Origin of the sequence: Stenotrophomonas sp. HMSC10F06 (assembly GCF_001807865.1) — a bacterium.
GTDB classification, from domain to species: domain Bacteria; phylum Pseudomonadota; class Gammaproteobacteria; order Xanthomonadales; family Xanthomonadaceae; genus Stenotrophomonas; species Stenotrophomonas bentonitica_A.
This window is the reverse complement of the sequence record NZ_KV791260.1, coordinates 23727-38201: the sequence shown is the minus strand read 5'-3', so window position 1 is coordinate 38201 and position 14475 is coordinate 23727. Positions and strand designations below refer to the sequence as shown.

Below are 14475 nucleotides of genomic sequence, written 5' to 3'. Positions count from 1 at the left end.
CGGAGAGCAGCCGACCAACGGTCGGCTCTACCTCCGGGTCGCCCAAAGGGGGGGCGCGGTGTTTTATCCGTGCGGGGATTGCAACTGGGCGTCCAGCTGCGCCAGACGCTCCGGCGTGCCTACGTCGGTCCATCGGCCGCGATGGTGCTGGCCGGTCACACGGCCCTGCGCCATCGCGTGGCGCAGGAGGGGGACGAGGCTGAACTGCGGCGGTGTCGCGCCGGCCCCGGTGGTGTCGCCGATCACCGCCCGCCAGCCGTCGAGGATCGCCGGGCGGTACACGCCGATACCGGCATAGGTGAGCCGCGCGCTGTCGCCGTCATCACTGACGCGACCATTGGCGTGCAGGATGAAATCACCGCGCGGGTGCTGCGCGGGATTGTCGACCAGCACCAGATGCGCATCGCCGGCAGGCGTGCGCGGCAACGTGGCGACCTCCATATCCGTCCACACATCGCCGTTGATCACCAAGAACGGTGCCTCGCCGAGAATCGGCAGGGCATTGAGGATGCCGCCACCGGTTTCCAGCGGCACGGCGCCCTCATCGATGAAGTGCAGGCGCAGCCCCCAGCGCGCACCGTCGCCCAGGCGGGTGCGAACTGGTCACCCAGCCAGGCGGTGTTGATCACCACCTCATCGATGCCGGCGGCAGCGAGCCGTTCCAGGTGCCACACGATCAGCGGCTTGCCCCCGGCCACCAGCAGTGGCTTGGGCGTGTGCAGGGTCAGCGGGCGCATGCGCTCGCCCTTGCCGGCCGAGAAGATCATGGCCTTCATGGGCGCGCCTGCACCGGTTCGGCGATGCGGGCCAGGGCCGGTTTGATGCGCAGCTCGAACAGGTCGTGCAGTGGGGCCAGCTCGGGATGGCGCGGCAGCACTTCATCCAGATAGCGGATGAAACGGGGTGCATCCTCGAAGTAGTGACCCTTGCCGTCGCGGTCGCGCAGGCGCACGAACAGGCCGAGAATCTTCAGGTGGCGCTGCACGCCCATCCAGTCGGCGTCGCGCAGGAACTGCGGCCACGGCCGCACCGGCAGGCCGGCGGCCAGGGCGAGCGCGTGATAGCGCGCCAACCACGCGTCCACGCGTTCGATCGGCCAGCTCAGGAACGCATCCTTGAACAGGCTGACCGGGTCGTAGGCGATCGGCCCGCGCACCAGATCCTGGAAATCCAGCACGGCCGGCCCGCCGTCGATCGGCATCAGGTTGCGCGGCATGAAATCGCGGTGGGTCAGCACCTGCGGCTGCTGCAGGGCGTTGTCCATCAGCAGGCGGTGCATGCGCTGCAGGTGCTCGATCTCGCCGCCGTCCAGTGCCAGGCCGAGGTGACGTTGCAGGAACCATTCGTCGAACAGCCCGGCATCACGCTGCAGCAGCGCCTCGCCGAAGCTGCCCATGCCCTCCGGCACGGGGATCGACTGCAGCCGGATCAGCTGCGCGAAGGCGGCATCGAACCAGGCATCGGCGTTGTCATTGTCGATATGGCGCGCCAGGGTCGGGCCGCCCAGGTCTTCCAGCAGCAGGAAACCGTTGTCCTCATCGCGCGCCAGGACCTGCGGCACGCGCACGCCGTTGGGCTCGAGCAGGTCGTGCATGCGCAGCCACGGGCGCACGTCCTCCAGCCCGGGCGGGGAGTCCATCACGATGTGGCTGCCGCGCGCGCTGGTGGCGCGCCAGTAGCTGCGGAAACCGGCATCGACCGACGCACGGTCAAGCGCAGTGGCCGGGTCGCCGAGGGCGGCACAGGTCCACTGCCGGCGGTGTTCGGCGCGCAGCGGATCGGAAGCGGGATCGTTCATGGACGGGTACGTCGAAGCGGCGCCGGACGGCGCGCGGGAAGAAAGGGCGATGCTCAGCGCTTGCTGCTGAACAACCGCAGCACGGCCAGGACCGCGACCGCACCCAGGGTCGCGCCGATGAAACCGGCCGGCTCGCCGCGGGCATACCAGCCCATGTACTGGCCGAACCAGCCGGCCAGCAGGGCGCCGACGATGCCGAGCACGATGGTCAGCAGGCAGCCCATGCGGTTGTTGCCCGGCATGAAGAAACGCCCGAGCAGACCGACGACGAAGCCGACCAGGATGATGTAGAGCCAGCTGGTGCTGCCAAACAGTCCGTTCATGCCAAATGCGTCAGTAGAGGTGGACGCAGCCTAGCAAGGCCGGGCTGCGTCCGCCAACGTCAGCAGCAGCCGTGGCCGCCGTGACGGGTACCGCTGTCGGCGGCGACCGGCGAACCGCTGGTCTCGCCACGCAGGCTGGCCGCGTAATGCTCGCTGATCACCTTGGACACGCACGAGGTCACGCGCTTGCCCATCGGGATGTGCAGGAACTCGTTCGGGCCGTGTGCGTTGGAGTGCGGGCCGAGCACGCCGGTGATCATGAACTGCGCGCCCGGGAACTTCTCGCCGAGCATGCCCATGAACGGGATCGAGCCGCCTTCGCCCATGTACATCGCCGGCTTGCCGAAGAAGGTCTGGCTGGCATCGTCGATCGCCTGGGTCAGCCACGGCGCCATGGCCGGGGCGTTCCAGCCGCTGGAGGCCTTCTCCAGGTCCAGCTTCACTTCGGCGCCGTTCGGCGGATCGCGCAGCAGCGCTTCCTTGAGCAGCTCGCCGCAGGCCTTGCCGTCGGCGGTCGGGGGCAGGCGCAGCGACAGCTTCACCGCGGTATGCGGGCGCAGCACGTTGCCGGCCGAGGCCAGCGGCGGCAGGCCGTCCACACCGGTGACCGACAGCGCCGGGCGCCAGGTGCGGTTGAGCACCAGTTCGGCCAGGTCATCGTTCATCGGGCGCAGGCCGTCGACCATCGGGAATTTCTCGAAGATGGCGGTGTCCACCACTTCAGCGGCGCGCTTGGCCTGTTCCTGGCGCTCGGCCGGGATCTCTACATTCATGCCGTCGATCAGGATGCGGCCGGTGTTCTCGTCCTCGATGCGCGAGATCAGCTGGCGCAGCAGGCGGAAGCTGGACGGGATCACGCCGGAGGCATCGCCGGAATGCACGCCTTCGTTGAGCACCTTGACCGAGAAGTTGCCGCCGGTCAGGCCGCGCAGCGAGGTGGTGCACCACAGCTGGTCGTAGTTGGCGCAGCCCGAATCCAGGCACACCACCAGCGACGGCTTGCCGATGCGCTCGGCCAGGTGATCAACGTAGGCGGGCAGGTCGTAGCTGCCGGATTCTTCGCAGGCTTCGATCAGGATCACGCAGCGCGCGTGCGGCAGGCCCTGTTCCTGCAGCGCCAGCACGGCGGCCAGCGAACCGAACATCGCGTAGCCGTCATCGGCGCCGCCGCGGCCGTACAGCTTGTCGCCGCGCAGCACCGGGATCCACGGGCCCAGGTCATCGTCCCAGCCGGTCATTTCCGGCTGCTTGTCCAGATGGCCGTACAGCAGGATGGTGTCGTCGCCGGTCTCGGCGCCGGAGGCCGGGATTTCCAGCAGCAGCAGCGGGGTGCGGCCTTCCAGGCGCACGACCTCGACGGTCAGGCCGGGCAGGTTCTGGGCCTTGGCCCAGGTTTCCATCAGGGTGACGGCCTGTTCCATGTAGCCGTTGGCGACCCAATCGGCGTCGAACATCGGCGATTTGTTGGGGATACGGATGTAATCGACCAATTGCGGGACGATCTCGTTGTCCCACTTTTCACTGACGAATTGGCCGAGCTTGGCGCTGTCCATCTGAACTCCGGAGTGCTTTTGACAAGTCCGTCCATTCTACGCCTGCGCTGGGGTAGGTATTTCCCTACATCACGTCGGGTGTTAGGCCTGCTGTGTGAAGGCGCCGTGGACGATAGGCTGTGTGTATGTGGCGAGGGACGCTGGAACCTTCGACAGGATTGCCGGCAGGGGCCGGTTCCGAGCCACAAGGAGCTACACAGTGGGACCTTGGTTTTCGTGCAGGGCGCTGGTGCTGGGACTGCTGTTGAGCGGAATGGCCTTCGCGGCCGACCGGATCAACATCAATACGGCGGATGCGTCGACGCTGCAGCAGGGATTGGCGAACGTGGGCCCGATGAAGGCCGAAGCGATCGTCGCATACCGGCGACAACACGGCCCTTTTGAACGCGTCGAGGATCTGGCGCGGGTGAAGGGGATAGGGACAGCTACCGTCGAACGGAATCGACAACGGATGACCACCGGGGCCAGGCAGGCGCCGGTCCAGGCACCGCCCAGGAGGGCAGCGCCGGCCACCGTACCAAGGCGCTGAACAACAGGACACGTCGGGACGGGCAGGATGCCGGTCACTGGCTGCCACGGCAGGATGCCGCGGTGGCACCGACCGCTGCAGGGAGGCGGCACGCACGGAGGCGGCGCGGAAGGAGCGGCGCGGACCCACCAGGACGGTGGCATCCAGACCCCGGGAAGGGCTGAGATGGCGGAAGCATATACGGCCGAGTGCACGGAGCATGGCCGGCACCCAGACTGCGCAGGACGCACAGGGGGAAGGCGGGATGCCGACAAGGATGTATCGATTGCCCGGTCTGCACACGGAGGTGTGGCCGGGCAATTACTGTTTGGGGCGAACGAAATACGACGCGTGGCCGCCCGTGGTTTTCGCGAACGCATGGCGGCACTTCGTGTAGCGTGGCGGCATCTCTTCGAATGGATGCACGACATGGCAGTACGCAGCACGCTGTTGAGTCTGGCGCTCGGAACGCTGTTGGCGACCGGGATGCTTCCCGCCACGGCCGCCAACACTGCGCCGACGGCCAGCAGGACGACCGAGGCCCCGCGCGGCCCCACCGATCTCAAGCCCGGCGAGTTCCTCTGGCATCCGGAGATCTCCCCGTCCGGCCCGATCGTGCTGGTGGTCAGCCTCGATGAGCAGCGCGCTTACGTGTACCGCAACGGCATCGCGATCGGCATGAGCACGATCAGCTCGGGCAAGGCCGGGCACGAAACCCCGACCGGTGTGTTCACGATCCTGCAGAAGGACAAGGACCACAAATCCAACCTGTACAACAGCGCCCCGATGCCGTACATGCAGCGCCTGACCTGGGACGGCATCGCGCTGCACGGCGGCAGCCTGCCCGGGCATCCGGCCTCGCACGGCTGCGTGCGGTTGCCGCAGGCGTTCGCGCAGAAGCTGTTCGGCGAGACCCATCGCGGCGATACCGTGGTGGTGGCCGATGCCAAGAGCGCGCCGATGACGCTGGCCTATCCGGCCGTGCTGGCCCCGGTCAGCAGCACCGGCAAGCCGCTGGTGGAGAGCACCGACGCACCCGCGCACTACTGGAACGATGCGGCCGCACCGGCCGGCCAGGTCGGCATCCTGGTCAGCCTGCACGACCAGCGCCTGTACGTGCTGCGCGATGGCGTGCTGATCGGCGAGTCGCGGCTGGAAGCCAAGGCGCTGCCGGCCTTCGAGGGGACCACCCTGTTCGTGATGGGCCAGGGCTACCAGGACAACCCCAGCCCGCTGGACCCGCATCGTCCGCTGCACCGCTGGACCGCGTATCCGCTGCTGGGCCAGACCGCCGCCAATGCGACCCCGGACCTGCTCGCCACGCCGAGCCTGCCGATGGCGCTGCCGCCGGAATTCGCCGAACAGCTTTACAGCGTGCTGGTGCCCGGCACCACGCTGCTGGTGACCAGCCTGCCGGCGGTACACCCGGTGGCCGATGAACAGAACCTGCAGCCTGTCTTGGAATCCGACGCCGGTGGGTCCACTTTGTAAGGGTTGCCTCCGCCTGGTGAGCTGCCCATGCCCGTTGTGAAATTGCTGCCTGCTGCGTTCTGTGGCCTGATCGCGTCCACCACGGCGGGCGCGGCCAGCCCTGCGCCGGCGCCGACCGGCAGCCCGGTGCAGATGGCCGAGATGCTGGCCAAGGCCGCCCCTGCGGCGGACAAGCACGTTCTGCAGCTGGCGGCGCGCGCGATGCGCTGTGCGTTGCGCCGGCCGGAGCTCGGCGTCGACCCGGGTAAGTTGAGCGTGATCGATTACTCGCGGCCGTCGACCGAACCGCGCATGTGGATTTTCGATCTGACCAGCCAGCGGCTGCTGTTCGAGGAGTGGGTTGCGCATGGGCGCAACAGCGGTGACAACCGCACCCAGCATTTCTCCAACAAGGACGGCAGCTTCATGTCCAGCCTGGGCGCGTTCACGGCCAAGGAAACCTATATGGGCGGCAACGGCTACTCGCTGCGGCTGGAAGGGCTGGAACCCGGCTTCAACGACCATGCCCGCGACCGCGCGATCGTCATCCATGGCGCGCCGTACGTGAACCCGGCGATCGCACGGCTGCAGGGGCGCCTGGGCCGCAGCCTGGGCTGCCCGGCGGTGCGGTTGTCGGTGGCGCGGCCGCTGATCGACAGCCTGCGCGGCGGCACGATGGTGTTCGCGTACTACCCGGACAAGGACTGGCTGGCGCGTTCGCGGCTGCTGGAACCCGATTGCGGCGGTATGTCCTGACAGGACTGCCCACCTCGGCTCAGGCACACTAGGGCCATGTCCACCGATACCGTCCTGAGCGCGGTCAGCCGCGTCATTCCCGCTTTCGAGTACCGCCGCGAACGCTGGCGCAATGGCCTGGGCTGGACCCGCGAAATCCTGCGCGTGCCCGACAACGACGATTGGCAGGTGCGCCTGTCGATCGCCGAGATCGAGCAGGACGCCGCGTTCTCGGCGTTTCCGGGCATCGAGCGCGAACTGGTGCTGCTGCGTGGCGAGGGCCTGCGCTTGCGTTTCGACGATGGCGCGCTGCACACGCTGATGCCGCCGCACGACCGGCTGCGGTTTGCCGGCGAAGCGCAGGTGACCGGCGAACTGGTCGACGGGGTGACCCACGATTTCAATCTGATGTGGCGGCGCGATGCGGTCCAGGCCGAGCTGCTGCATCGGCCATTGGTCGGCAGCATGTTCTTTTTCACCGAACCCGAGGCGGCGTGGGCGATCCATCTGCTGGCCGGCCAGGCCGAATTTGAAGGGGAGCCGTTGTTGGCACCGCTGGCCGCCGGTGATACCGCCTGGTTGGCTGCCGGCGAGCGCCGCCGCTTTGCGTTGCACGGCGGCGGGGAGTTGTTGGCGATCCGCGTCAGTGCGGTGGGCCGCAACGCCTGAGGGCCTGCAGGCACTCCTCAGTACACGTCGCGCCGGTAGCGTCCGGCCACGATCAGCGCTTCTTTGCCGTCGCGGCCCAGCGCCTGCTCGATCACCGCATCCACCGCGGGCGCCATGCCCTGCAGGCTGCCGCAGACCAGGATCGTGGCACCGTCGTGCACCCACTGCTGCAGCATGTGGATCTGCGCCTGCAGCCGGTCCTGCACGTAGTGATGCTCACCACCGTCGCGACTGAACACCGTATCCAGCCGTGCGATCCAGCCGTCGCGCTTCCAGGCGCGCAGGTCGTCGCCGAAGAAGAAATCGTGCGCGGCCGTACGCTCGCCGAACAGCAGCCAGTTGCGGCGCGCGCCGGCGCTGATCCGCTCGCGCAGGTGCGCGCGCAGGCCGGCGATGCCGGTGCCGTTGCCGATCAGGATCAACGGCGTTGCCGCCGCCACACCATGGAAGTTCGGGTTGCTGCGGAAGCGCAGATCGATGCGCCCACCGAGCGCAGCGTGATCGCACAGCCAGCCGCTGCCCAGGCCCGGCGTGCCATCGGGCCGCAGCTGGCGGCGCAGCAGCAGTTGCACCTGGCCTTCGGCGGGCAGGGTGGCGATGGAGTATTCCCGGTGAGGCAGGGGACGCAACGCGGCGACCACGGCATCTGGGTCGGCAAGCGCCGCCATCTCCTCAGCACCGGGCAGATGCGCGCGCGAAAGATGCGCACGCAGCGTCTGCCCATCGATGAACGTGTCGCCCGCCCACGGCGTCTTGCGCAGCCAGGCTTCGACGTCCGCCGGTGCATGCTGCGGCCCGATCTCGACCACGTCGCCGGCCTGCCAGACCGGCAGGGTGCCATCGGCAGGCACCAGGGTGATCCGGTAGGTCGGTGCCCCCGGGCTGCCCGGATTTTCCAGATGCCGCGCCTGCAGTTGCCAGGGCAGATACTCGGCCGGCGTCCAGTCCGGCAGCTCGGTGGCTTCGCCGCCAAGCTGGCCGAGCAGCTGCTGCCAGTGGCGCAGCGCACCGGGATCGGCATTGTCCACTTCAACCGTATCGAACAGCGGGTGGGCACCACGCTGGCGCAGCCATGCGTCGAGCTGGTGGCCGAAGGCGCAGAAATGGCCATAGCTGCGATCGCCCAGGGCCAGCACGCCGTACTGCAGGTGGGGCAGTGCGGGCGCCTGCGGCATCACCTTGCGCAGGAAGGGCAGGGCATGATCCGGAGCATCGCCCTCGCCGGTGGTGCTGACCACGAACAGCACCTGTGCGCTGCGCTGCAGAAGCTCGGCCGTCACCGCATGCAGCGCACGGATGCGCACTGGCAGCCCGGCAGCGCGCAATGCCTCTGCGCTGCGGTCGCACAGCTGCTGTGCGAAGCCGGTCTGGCTGGCCCAGACCAGCAGGATCGGTGCGGGCCCGTTGTCGGCCACCCGCGCCTGCCGGGGTCGTCCACGCCACCAGATCAGGGTGCAGAACGCGGCATAGAGCACCAGGCTCCCCGCTGCCCAGCGCCAATGCGCGGCCAACGGTGCGGCTGGCCACCAGGCGTCGCCCAGATGCAGGCGCAGCAGCGCCCAGGCAATGACGCCCAGCAGCACCATCACCATCAGGTTGCCCAGCCACGCACGCGATGGGCGCAGGCTCATGCCGCGCCCACGCGGTCGTCGGCAAGCAACTGCTCGAATGCAGGACTCATGGATTCCTCGCTACCGTGCGCGCCACGGCCGACAAAGCGTGCGGCCAGCGCATGGGTGCGCGCAAATGCCATGCCCTCGTCCCTGCCCATCACGGTCAGCGCCGTGGCCCAGGCGTCGGCCTGCATGGCGCTGTCGGCAACCACGGTGACGGCCGCCGCAGCGCGCGTGACCGGCGCACCGATGCGCGGATCCAGCGTGTGGCTGAACTGCTCGCCGCCCTGCTCGAAGTGGTGCCAGCGATCACCGGAGGTGGCGACTGCGCGGTCCGTCAGTGCCAGCACGCGCGGCGGATAGGTGGCCTGCGCGTCTTCCTCCGGTGCCGATTCCACCAGCACGCGCCACGGCTGGCCATCGGGCTTGTGACCAAACCCGTGCAGCTCGCCGCCGACCTCCACCAGTGCGGCGTGTACCCCGTTCTGGCGCAGCCACGCACTGACCTGATCGACACCAAAGCCCTTGGCGATCGCCGACAGATCCAGTGCCAGTCCGCCGGGTTGCAGCAGGCGACCGGGCTGCCACTGCAGGCGTTCCCAGCCACAGCGCGCGCGCGTTGCCGCCAGCGTGTCGGCATCGGGAATCCGCCGGGCCTGCGCCTGCGCCCCGAACCCCCACAGCGCCACCAGCGGGCCTACGGTGGGATCGAAGGCGCCGCCGCTGCGCTGCGCGATCTTCAGCGCACACTGCATCACCGTATCGAACAACGGCGGCAGCACCTGCCATTCACCGGCGGAGGCACGGTTGAAGCGCGCGATATCGCTGTCGGCTTCCCACGTGCTCATCTGCGCCACGATGGCATCCAACTGCGCCTGGATGCCGGCATGCAACGGGTGCAGGTCGCGGGTGCGCGCCACGGCCAGTTTTACCTGCCAGGTGGTGCCCATGGTGTGGCCACCGAGGCGGGCGATGTCGAAATCCGGGTTGGTCATGGGGGTGGGCAGGTCGGGCCTTGGTAAGCCCGATGGCCGGAATGCGTCGGGTGAAAAGCCCCCGTCAGGTCGGCGGGGGCGGGTGGGGAGGACGGCGCGCGCAACGCACGCCGGATGCCGTTACTCCGGCAGCACTTCCAGCGTGGCCACGTAGCTCAGGCGACGCTTCTTGGCTTCCTTGATCGAGGTCTTGCTGTCCTCGGTGCCGGTTTCCAGCCAGTACATGCCCGCTTCCGGCCAGGTCACGGCGAACTCGCCCTTGGCATCGGTACTGACCTTGATCTCTTCCTGTGCGTTGCGGTACCGGGTGCCGCCGCGGGTGATCTCGAAGTCCAGGCCGGCGGCCGGCTTGCCGTCGACCAGCACGCGGAAGCGTGCGGCTTCACCGGCGACCAGATCGTTCGGGTGGGCCAGCGCGATCATCTCGATGCCCTGGTTGGTCGGCTTGAGCGCGGTGTCGTTCGGGGTGCCATTGGTGACGAAGGTTTCCACGCGACCGACCGACTGCGAGACCTGCAGGTTCTTCGCGTTCTTCGGTACCTCGGTGGCGAAGGTGGCAGGGGTGCCGCGCCAGCGCTTGGGCTTGCCGTCTTCTTCCCAGCTGGCCGACAGCCCATTGTTGATCGTGGCCAGGCGGTAGGTGCCCTGCTGGGTCAGTTCGACATCGAACACGCTGCGGAACTTGCCGGTCGCCGCGTTCTGCGGCTGCACGGTGCTGCCGTCCGGCGCGGTGATGACCAGGTTGTTTAGGCGCAGCGGCACATGGTTGAAGTAGAACAGGTCGTTGGAAACAGCCGCATCGACGGTGATCCACGGGTTGGTACCCGCGATCACGGTCTGCGAGGGCTGCAGCCAGGCCTTGTGGGCCAGGGCGGAGAACGGAAGTGCGGCGGCCATGGCGGCGGCGAGGACGAGCGTGCGCTTCATCGAAAAACTCCAGGTGGATGAGGGATCAGGGCTTGGCGGTCAGGGTGACCAGACCGAGTTCGGTCGCGCCCTGGGCCTTGCCCGACTGTGCGGACGTGACCGGCCAGGTGAAGGGGATCTTGAGCAGTTCGCGTCCGCCGACTTCGCGCACCGCTTCCACCACGAGGGTGTAGTTGCCCGGTGCCAGCGCCTTGAGCGCGGGCTGCTTGTCGTTGAACGACAGCGCGTGCTTGCCGACCGGACGGGTCGGGCCGGTCACGCCGTCCACCGGCACCTCCAGCGTGCGGCCGCTCTTGCGCCACCACTGGCGCAGGTCGGGCAACCACTTGGTGCCATGGCCTTCGGCGTTGCCGGTCTGCTGATACCAGACCGACAGGTTGGCGGCGACCTTCTGGTCGGCGCCTTCCAGCCACACGGCCACATACGGGCGGTGATACTCGGCCACGTTGAGCTTGGGCACCTCGACATTGATGTCCAGGGTGGTGGCATAGGCCGGCGAGGTGGCCAGCAGGCCGCTCAGGGCGATGGTCAGGGTGACGCGCATGGTGCGGCTCCGGAAAGAAAGGTCAGTGGATGAGGATCAGGGCGATCAGCAGCGGGATCAGCAGGCCCAGGCCGACCAGCGGCCAGGTCATGCGGCGCTGGCGGGCATGCAGGTGCAGCAGGAACAGGCCGGTGATGCAGAACACCAGGCAGGCCACGGCGAAGATATCCAGGAACCAGCCCCAGGCTGGCCCGGCATTGCGCCCTTTGTGCAGATCATTGAAATAGGACACCCAACCGCGCGCGGTGGATTCGTACTCCACGTCGCCCGTTTCGCGGTCGATGCTCAGCCAGGCATCCGCGCCGGGGCTGGGCATGGAGAGATAGATTTCGCCGTCGGACCATTCGGCCGGGCGGCGCCCGATCGAGATGCCGAGCTGCGCATCCAGCCAGCGGCTGGCCGCGCGGGGGATCGGTGCCTTGCCATCGGCGCGGTCGCCAAGCTTGCCGAGCAGGTCGGCAGGCAGCTCCAGCTGGCGGCTGACCACCTCCGGCGTGGCTTCGATCCTGGAGGCGTGGTTCAAGGTGATGCCGGTCGCGGCGAACAGCAGCATGCCGATCAGGCACACCGCCGAGCTGATCCAGTGCCACTGGTGCAGCGTGCGCAGCCAGAAGCCGCGGCGTTGTTGTTGCACGCTGGAAGAAGGAGCGCTGGTGGCCACGGTCGGGAGACAGAGTACTGAGGGGCGAATTACACCATTGATGAGAATGGTTCGCAATTTGTGAAAAAAGAAGGCAGCGTTCCGTCGCCGGCGCGCTGCCCGAGGTCAAGGCCAGCGGCGACGTCACTCAGGACGTCGCCGCGGTGTGCCTCAGAACTTGGCGTTCAATGAGATCCAGTAGCTGCGACGCTGGTCCTTGGTGGAGTAATCGTCCACGCAGCTGAACTCGCTGTCGCTGATCAGCACGCAGGACTGCGAGACGAAGTCCTTGTCGAACAGGTTGTTGACCCGCGCGTTGACGGTCAGCCAGTTGTTGATGTCCCAGCTGCCGCCGAGGTGGAAGATCGTGTAGTCCTCGTAGTAGCGGGTCTGCGAGCTGCTGACGCCGCCGACATTGCTGACCAGCGTGTCGCGGTAGCGGTCGTAGCGGCCTTCGCCGATCAGCGACAGGCTCACCGCCTCGCTGATCTGCCAGTTCAGGCTGGCATTGGCCATGTGTCTGGCCGGGTTGCCGGTGATCGGCAGGCCCTTGCCGATGCCGCTGGTCTGCTCGCTCTTGGTCCAGGTGTAGTTGCCGCGCAGCTGCAGGTTGTCCAGCAGATCGACCTGGGCCGCCGCCTCGACGCCGCGGGTTTCGGCCTTGTCGATGTTCACGCTCTGCCCGAAGGTGCTGTAGCCCAGCTCGGCCCAGCCCGGGCCGATGTCCACGCAGTAGCTGCCATCGTTCGGGGCGACTTCGCAGTTGGCGAAGGTGCCGCCGCTGGCGATCTTGTCGTCGAACTTGTTGAGGAAGCCGGTGAGGTTGAAGCCCCAGCGATCGCCTTGGTAATACGTGGCGATCTCATAGTTGGTGCTGGTTTCCGGCTTGAGGTCGGGCGAGCCGACCAGCGGGGTGACGCCTTGGCCGCCGAAGCCGACGATGCCGGGGAACAGCTGGTCCGGACGCGGCGTCTTGTAGCCGGTGCTGATGCCGCCCTTGACGCTCCAGGCATCGTTGGCATTCCACACCAGGTAGGCGCGCGGGCTGACGTGACTGCCGAAGATGTTGTGATCGTCATAGCGCACGCCGACCGTGGCGGTCAGGGTATCGGTCAGCGACCAGTTGTCCTCGGCGAACAGCGCCCACATGCGGTGCTGCTGCTTGACGTTGTTCTTGTAGCCGTTGCCGTCCATGCCGAACACGCCATCGACCATGTCGGTGTCGTTGTACTGGCCGCCCACGGTGAGCTTGTGCGCGCCGAAGGTGAGATCGAGCATGGTGTCCAGCACGTTGCCCTCCAGCTCCATCGTGCGCAGCGGGCGCGGCAGGAAGGCCTGCAGGCGCGCCAGTTCGGCGGCGTTGAGCGCGCCCAGCCCGTTGCGTGCACCCGCCGCGCAGTTGGCGGCGGCGCCGGTGCGGCGGCAGACGTCGTTCCACAGCCCCTGCAGATCGGCGCGCTCATCCAGCGTCAGCGGCAGCGAGCGGCCGAGGTTGTTGCTGGTGATGTGGGTCAGCGTGGTCTGCCAGGTGCCGAACTCATAGCGGCCCTGGTGGGTCAGCGCCAGCTGGTCGCGCTCATAGCGCTGGTAGGCGGTGTAGCCCACGCGCGGCTGCACCACGCGGCGGGTGATGTTGCCCGGACCGTTCGGGTTGCGGATCGTCGCATTGCCCACGCGCCACAGGCTGGCCAGGCTGTCCAGGGTGCCGGTCTGGCCTTCGCTGTTGTCGTACTTCTGGCGCGACACGTCGTAGTCCAGCCACAGCTCGTGGTCGTCATTGACGATGAAGTTCAGGCGCAGGCCGGTGTTCCAGTTGGTGTTGGCCACGGCCTTGCCGCCGCCACCGAAGCCGATGCTGCGCGACCACATCGTGCCGTCCGGCAGCTGGAGGTCATCCCATTCCGGGTTGGAGGCTTTGGCGTCGTAATAGCTGCCGCGCACCGACAGGCCCAGGCGGTCCTTGATCAGGGGGCCGCTGAGGTAGACATCGGTGCTGCGTGCATCACCGAACTGATCGTCCTGCTGCAGGGTGAAGCCCTGGGTGACCGCGCCATGCCATTCGGTCTGGTTGCGGCGGGTGATGATGTTGATCACCCCGCCCATCGCATCGGAGCCGTACAGCGTGGACATCGGGCCGCGCACCACCTCGATGCGTTCGATCGCGTCCAGCGGCGGCATGTACGAGAACTGGCCACCACCGAAGTTGTTCGGGTACAGGTTGCCGGCATTGCTCTGGCGGCGACCGTCGATCAGCACCAGGGTGTAATCCGAGGGCATGCCCCGCATGGAGATGGTGGCGCGGCCGTTCTTGTCGGTCGGCTCCATGCCCACATCGATGCCTTCCACGTCGCGCAGCGCATCCACCAAGCTGGTGTACGGGCGCTTGCTCAGCTCTTCGCGGCTGATCACGCTGATGCTGGCCGGGGCATCGGCGATCTTCTGCTCGAAGCCGGCGGCGGTGACGACCACCTTGTCCAGCGTGGTCGGACCGGCGGCCTCGCCGTTGGCGAAGGCCGGGGTGCTCAGCGCACCGAGCAGGGCGATGGACAGGGTGCAGCGGGACAGGGACATGCGACGACGATGGCGCTGGGCCATGGGGGTAACCTCGGCAAGGAAAAAACGGAGGCGACGTGGCAGGCCGCAGGGCGGCAGCACGCGCAGGCATCAGGAAGGCCCGGAACGGGCAGAACACACACAAAC

Annotated in this window: 13 protein-coding genes and 1 pseudogene; 4 read left to right on the top strand and 10 right to left on the bottom strand. The window is 67.7% G+C overall.

From position 1 onward, the window contains the following. Positions 1 to 63: 63 nt before the first annotated feature. The 4 genes and pseudogenes from murU to HMPREF3113_RS04860 form a co-directional block, all read right to left on the bottom strand. Positions 64 to 776: pseudogene (gene murU / locus HMPREF3113_RS04875) on the bottom strand (N-acetylmuramate alpha-1-phosphate uridylyltransferase MurU). After that, the gene (locus HMPREF3113_RS04870) at positions 773 to 1798 is read right to left on the bottom strand and encodes an aminoglycoside phosphotransferase family protein (RefSeq protein WP_070471131.1); all 1026 of its coding nucleotides are present in this window, start codon (positions 1796 to 1798) and stop codon (positions 773 to 775) included. The pseudogene murU and the gene HMPREF3113_RS04870 overlap by 4 nt, the downstream one beginning before the upstream one ends. Before the next feature lie 53 nt (positions 1799 to 1851). Beyond that, complete coding sequence (locus HMPREF3113_RS04865) at positions 1852 to 2121, bottom strand: GlsB/YeaQ/YmgE family stress response membrane protein (protein ID WP_070471129.1); 270 nt, start codon at positions 2119 to 2121, stop codon at positions 1852 to 1854. Between the two features lie 59 nt (positions 2122 to 2180). Then, a complete protein-coding gene (locus tag HMPREF3113_RS04860; protein WP_019185649.1) occupies positions 2181 to 3674 on the bottom strand; it encodes a M20 family metallopeptidase in 1494 nt (497 codons plus the stop codon). 253 nt (positions 3675 to 3927) lie between these two features. On the opposite strand from HMPREF3113_RS04860, the gene HMPREF3113_RS04855 reads away from it, so the two are divergent. The 4 genes from HMPREF3113_RS04855 (at position 3928) to HMPREF3113_RS04840 (ending at position 7056) form a co-directional block, all read left to right on the top strand. After that, on the top strand, positions 3928 to 4203 hold the full coding sequence (locus tag HMPREF3113_RS04855; protein WP_046274067.1) for a ComEA family DNA-binding protein: 276 nt from the start codon (positions 3928 to 3930) through the stop codon (positions 4201 to 4203). Positions 4204 to 4611: 408 nt separating this feature from the next. Further along, complete coding sequence (locus tag HMPREF3113_RS04850; RefSeq protein WP_070471126.1) at positions 4612 to 5673, top strand: L,D-transpeptidase; 1062 nt, start codon at positions 4612 to 4614, stop codon at positions 5671 to 5673. Between the two features lie 27 nt (positions 5674 to 5700). Next, positions 5701 to 6408 (top strand): murein L,D-transpeptidase catalytic domain family protein, encoded by a 708-nt coding sequence (locus tag HMPREF3113_RS04845; protein ID WP_070471124.1) that lies wholly within the window; start codon positions 5701 to 5703, stop codon positions 6406 to 6408. A 36-nt stretch (positions 6409 to 6444) separates the two neighbouring features. Further along, complete coding sequence (locus HMPREF3113_RS04840; protein ID WP_070471121.1) at positions 6445 to 7056, top strand: HutD/Ves family protein; 612 nt, start codon at positions 6445 to 6447, stop codon at positions 7054 to 7056. A gap of 17 nt (positions 7057 to 7073) precedes the next feature. Here the strand turns inward: HMPREF3113_RS04840 and HMPREF3113_RS04835 are convergent, their stop codons facing one another. The 6 genes from HMPREF3113_RS04835 to HMPREF3113_RS04810 form a co-directional block, all read right to left on the bottom strand. Next, positions 7074 to 8687 carry a sulfite reductase subunit alpha gene (locus tag HMPREF3113_RS04835; protein WP_070471119.1) on the bottom strand — a complete coding sequence of 538 codons (1614 nt, stop codon included), beginning with the start codon at positions 8685 to 8687 and terminating at the stop codon, positions 7074 to 7076. Next, positions 8684 to 9664, bottom strand: a complete 981-nt coding sequence (locus HMPREF3113_RS04830) for an FAD:protein FMN transferase (protein WP_070471116.1) — start codon at positions 9662 to 9664, stop codon at positions 8684 to 8686. The genes HMPREF3113_RS04835 and HMPREF3113_RS04830 overlap by 4 nt, the downstream gene beginning before the upstream one ends. Before the next feature lie 120 nt (positions 9665 to 9784). After that, entirely contained in the window at positions 9785 to 10591 is an 807-nt protein-coding gene (locus HMPREF3113_RS04825; RefSeq protein ID WP_070471114.1) for a DUF4198 domain-containing protein, read from the bottom strand. A gap of 25 nt (positions 10592 to 10616) precedes the next feature. After that, positions 10617 to 11135, bottom strand: a complete 519-nt coding sequence (locus HMPREF3113_RS04820; protein WP_070426792.1) for a DUF2271 domain-containing protein — start codon at positions 11133 to 11135, stop codon at positions 10617 to 10619. 22 nt (positions 11136 to 11157) lie between these two features. Continuing rightward, a complete protein-coding gene (locus tag HMPREF3113_RS04815; protein ID WP_070471111.1) occupies positions 11158 to 11796 on the bottom strand; it encodes a PepSY-associated TM helix domain-containing protein in 639 nt (212 codons plus the stop codon). Between the two features lie 150 nt (positions 11797 to 11946). Continuing rightward, positions 11947 to 14370, bottom strand: a complete 2424-nt coding sequence (locus tag HMPREF3113_RS04810; protein WP_070471109.1) for a TonB-dependent receptor domain-containing protein — start codon at positions 14368 to 14370, stop codon at positions 11947 to 11949. Positions 14371 to 14475 lie beyond the last annotated feature (105 nt).

Bases quoted from the DNA above. Each gene is read 5' to 3' on its own strand.
- HMPREF3113_RS04865 (WP_070471129.1), bottom strand. From the start codon at position 2,121: ATGAACGGACTGTTTGGCAGCACCAGCTGGCTCTACATCATCCTGGTC.
- HMPREF3113_RS04835 (WP_070471119.1), bottom strand. From the start codon at position 8,687: ATGAGCCTGCGCCCATCGCGTGCGTGGCTGGGCAACCTGATGGTGATG.
- HMPREF3113_RS04850 (WP_070471126.1), top strand. From the start codon at position 4,612: ATGGCAGTACGCAGCACGCTGTTGAGTCTGGCGCTCGGAACGCTGTTG.
- HMPREF3113_RS04820 (WP_070426792.1), bottom strand. From the start codon at position 11,135: ATGCGCGTCACCCTGACCATCGCCCTGAGCGGCCTGCTGGCCACCTCG.
- HMPREF3113_RS04810 (WP_070471109.1), bottom strand. From the start codon at position 14,370: ATGGCCCAGCGCCATCGTCGTCGCATGTCCCTGTCCCGCTGCACCCTG.
- HMPREF3113_RS04855 (WP_046274067.1), top strand. From the start codon at position 3,928: ATGGCCTTCGCGGCCGACCGGATCAACATCAATACGGCGGATGCGTCG.
- HMPREF3113_RS04845 (WP_070471124.1), top strand. From the start codon at position 5,701: ATGCCCGTTGTGAAATTGCTGCCTGCTGCGTTCTGTGGCCTGATCGCG.
- HMPREF3113_RS04870 (WP_070471131.1), bottom strand. From the start codon at position 1,798: ATGAACGATCCCGCTTCCGATCCGCTGCGCGCCGAACACCGCCGGCAG.
- HMPREF3113_RS04840 (WP_070471121.1), top strand. From the start codon at position 6,445: ATGTCCACCGATACCGTCCTGAGCGCGGTCAGCCGCGTCATTCCCGCT.
- HMPREF3113_RS04825 (WP_070471114.1), bottom strand. From the start codon at position 10,591: ATGAAGCGCACGCTCGTCCTCGCCGCCGCCATGGCCGCCGCACTTCCG.
- HMPREF3113_RS04830 (WP_070471116.1), bottom strand. From the start codon at position 9,664: ATGACCAACCCGGATTTCGACATCGCCCGCCTCGGTGGCCACACCATG.
- HMPREF3113_RS04860 (WP_019185649.1), bottom strand. From the start codon at position 3,674: ATGGACAGCGCCAAGCTCGGCCAATTCGTCAGTGAAAAGTGGGACAAC.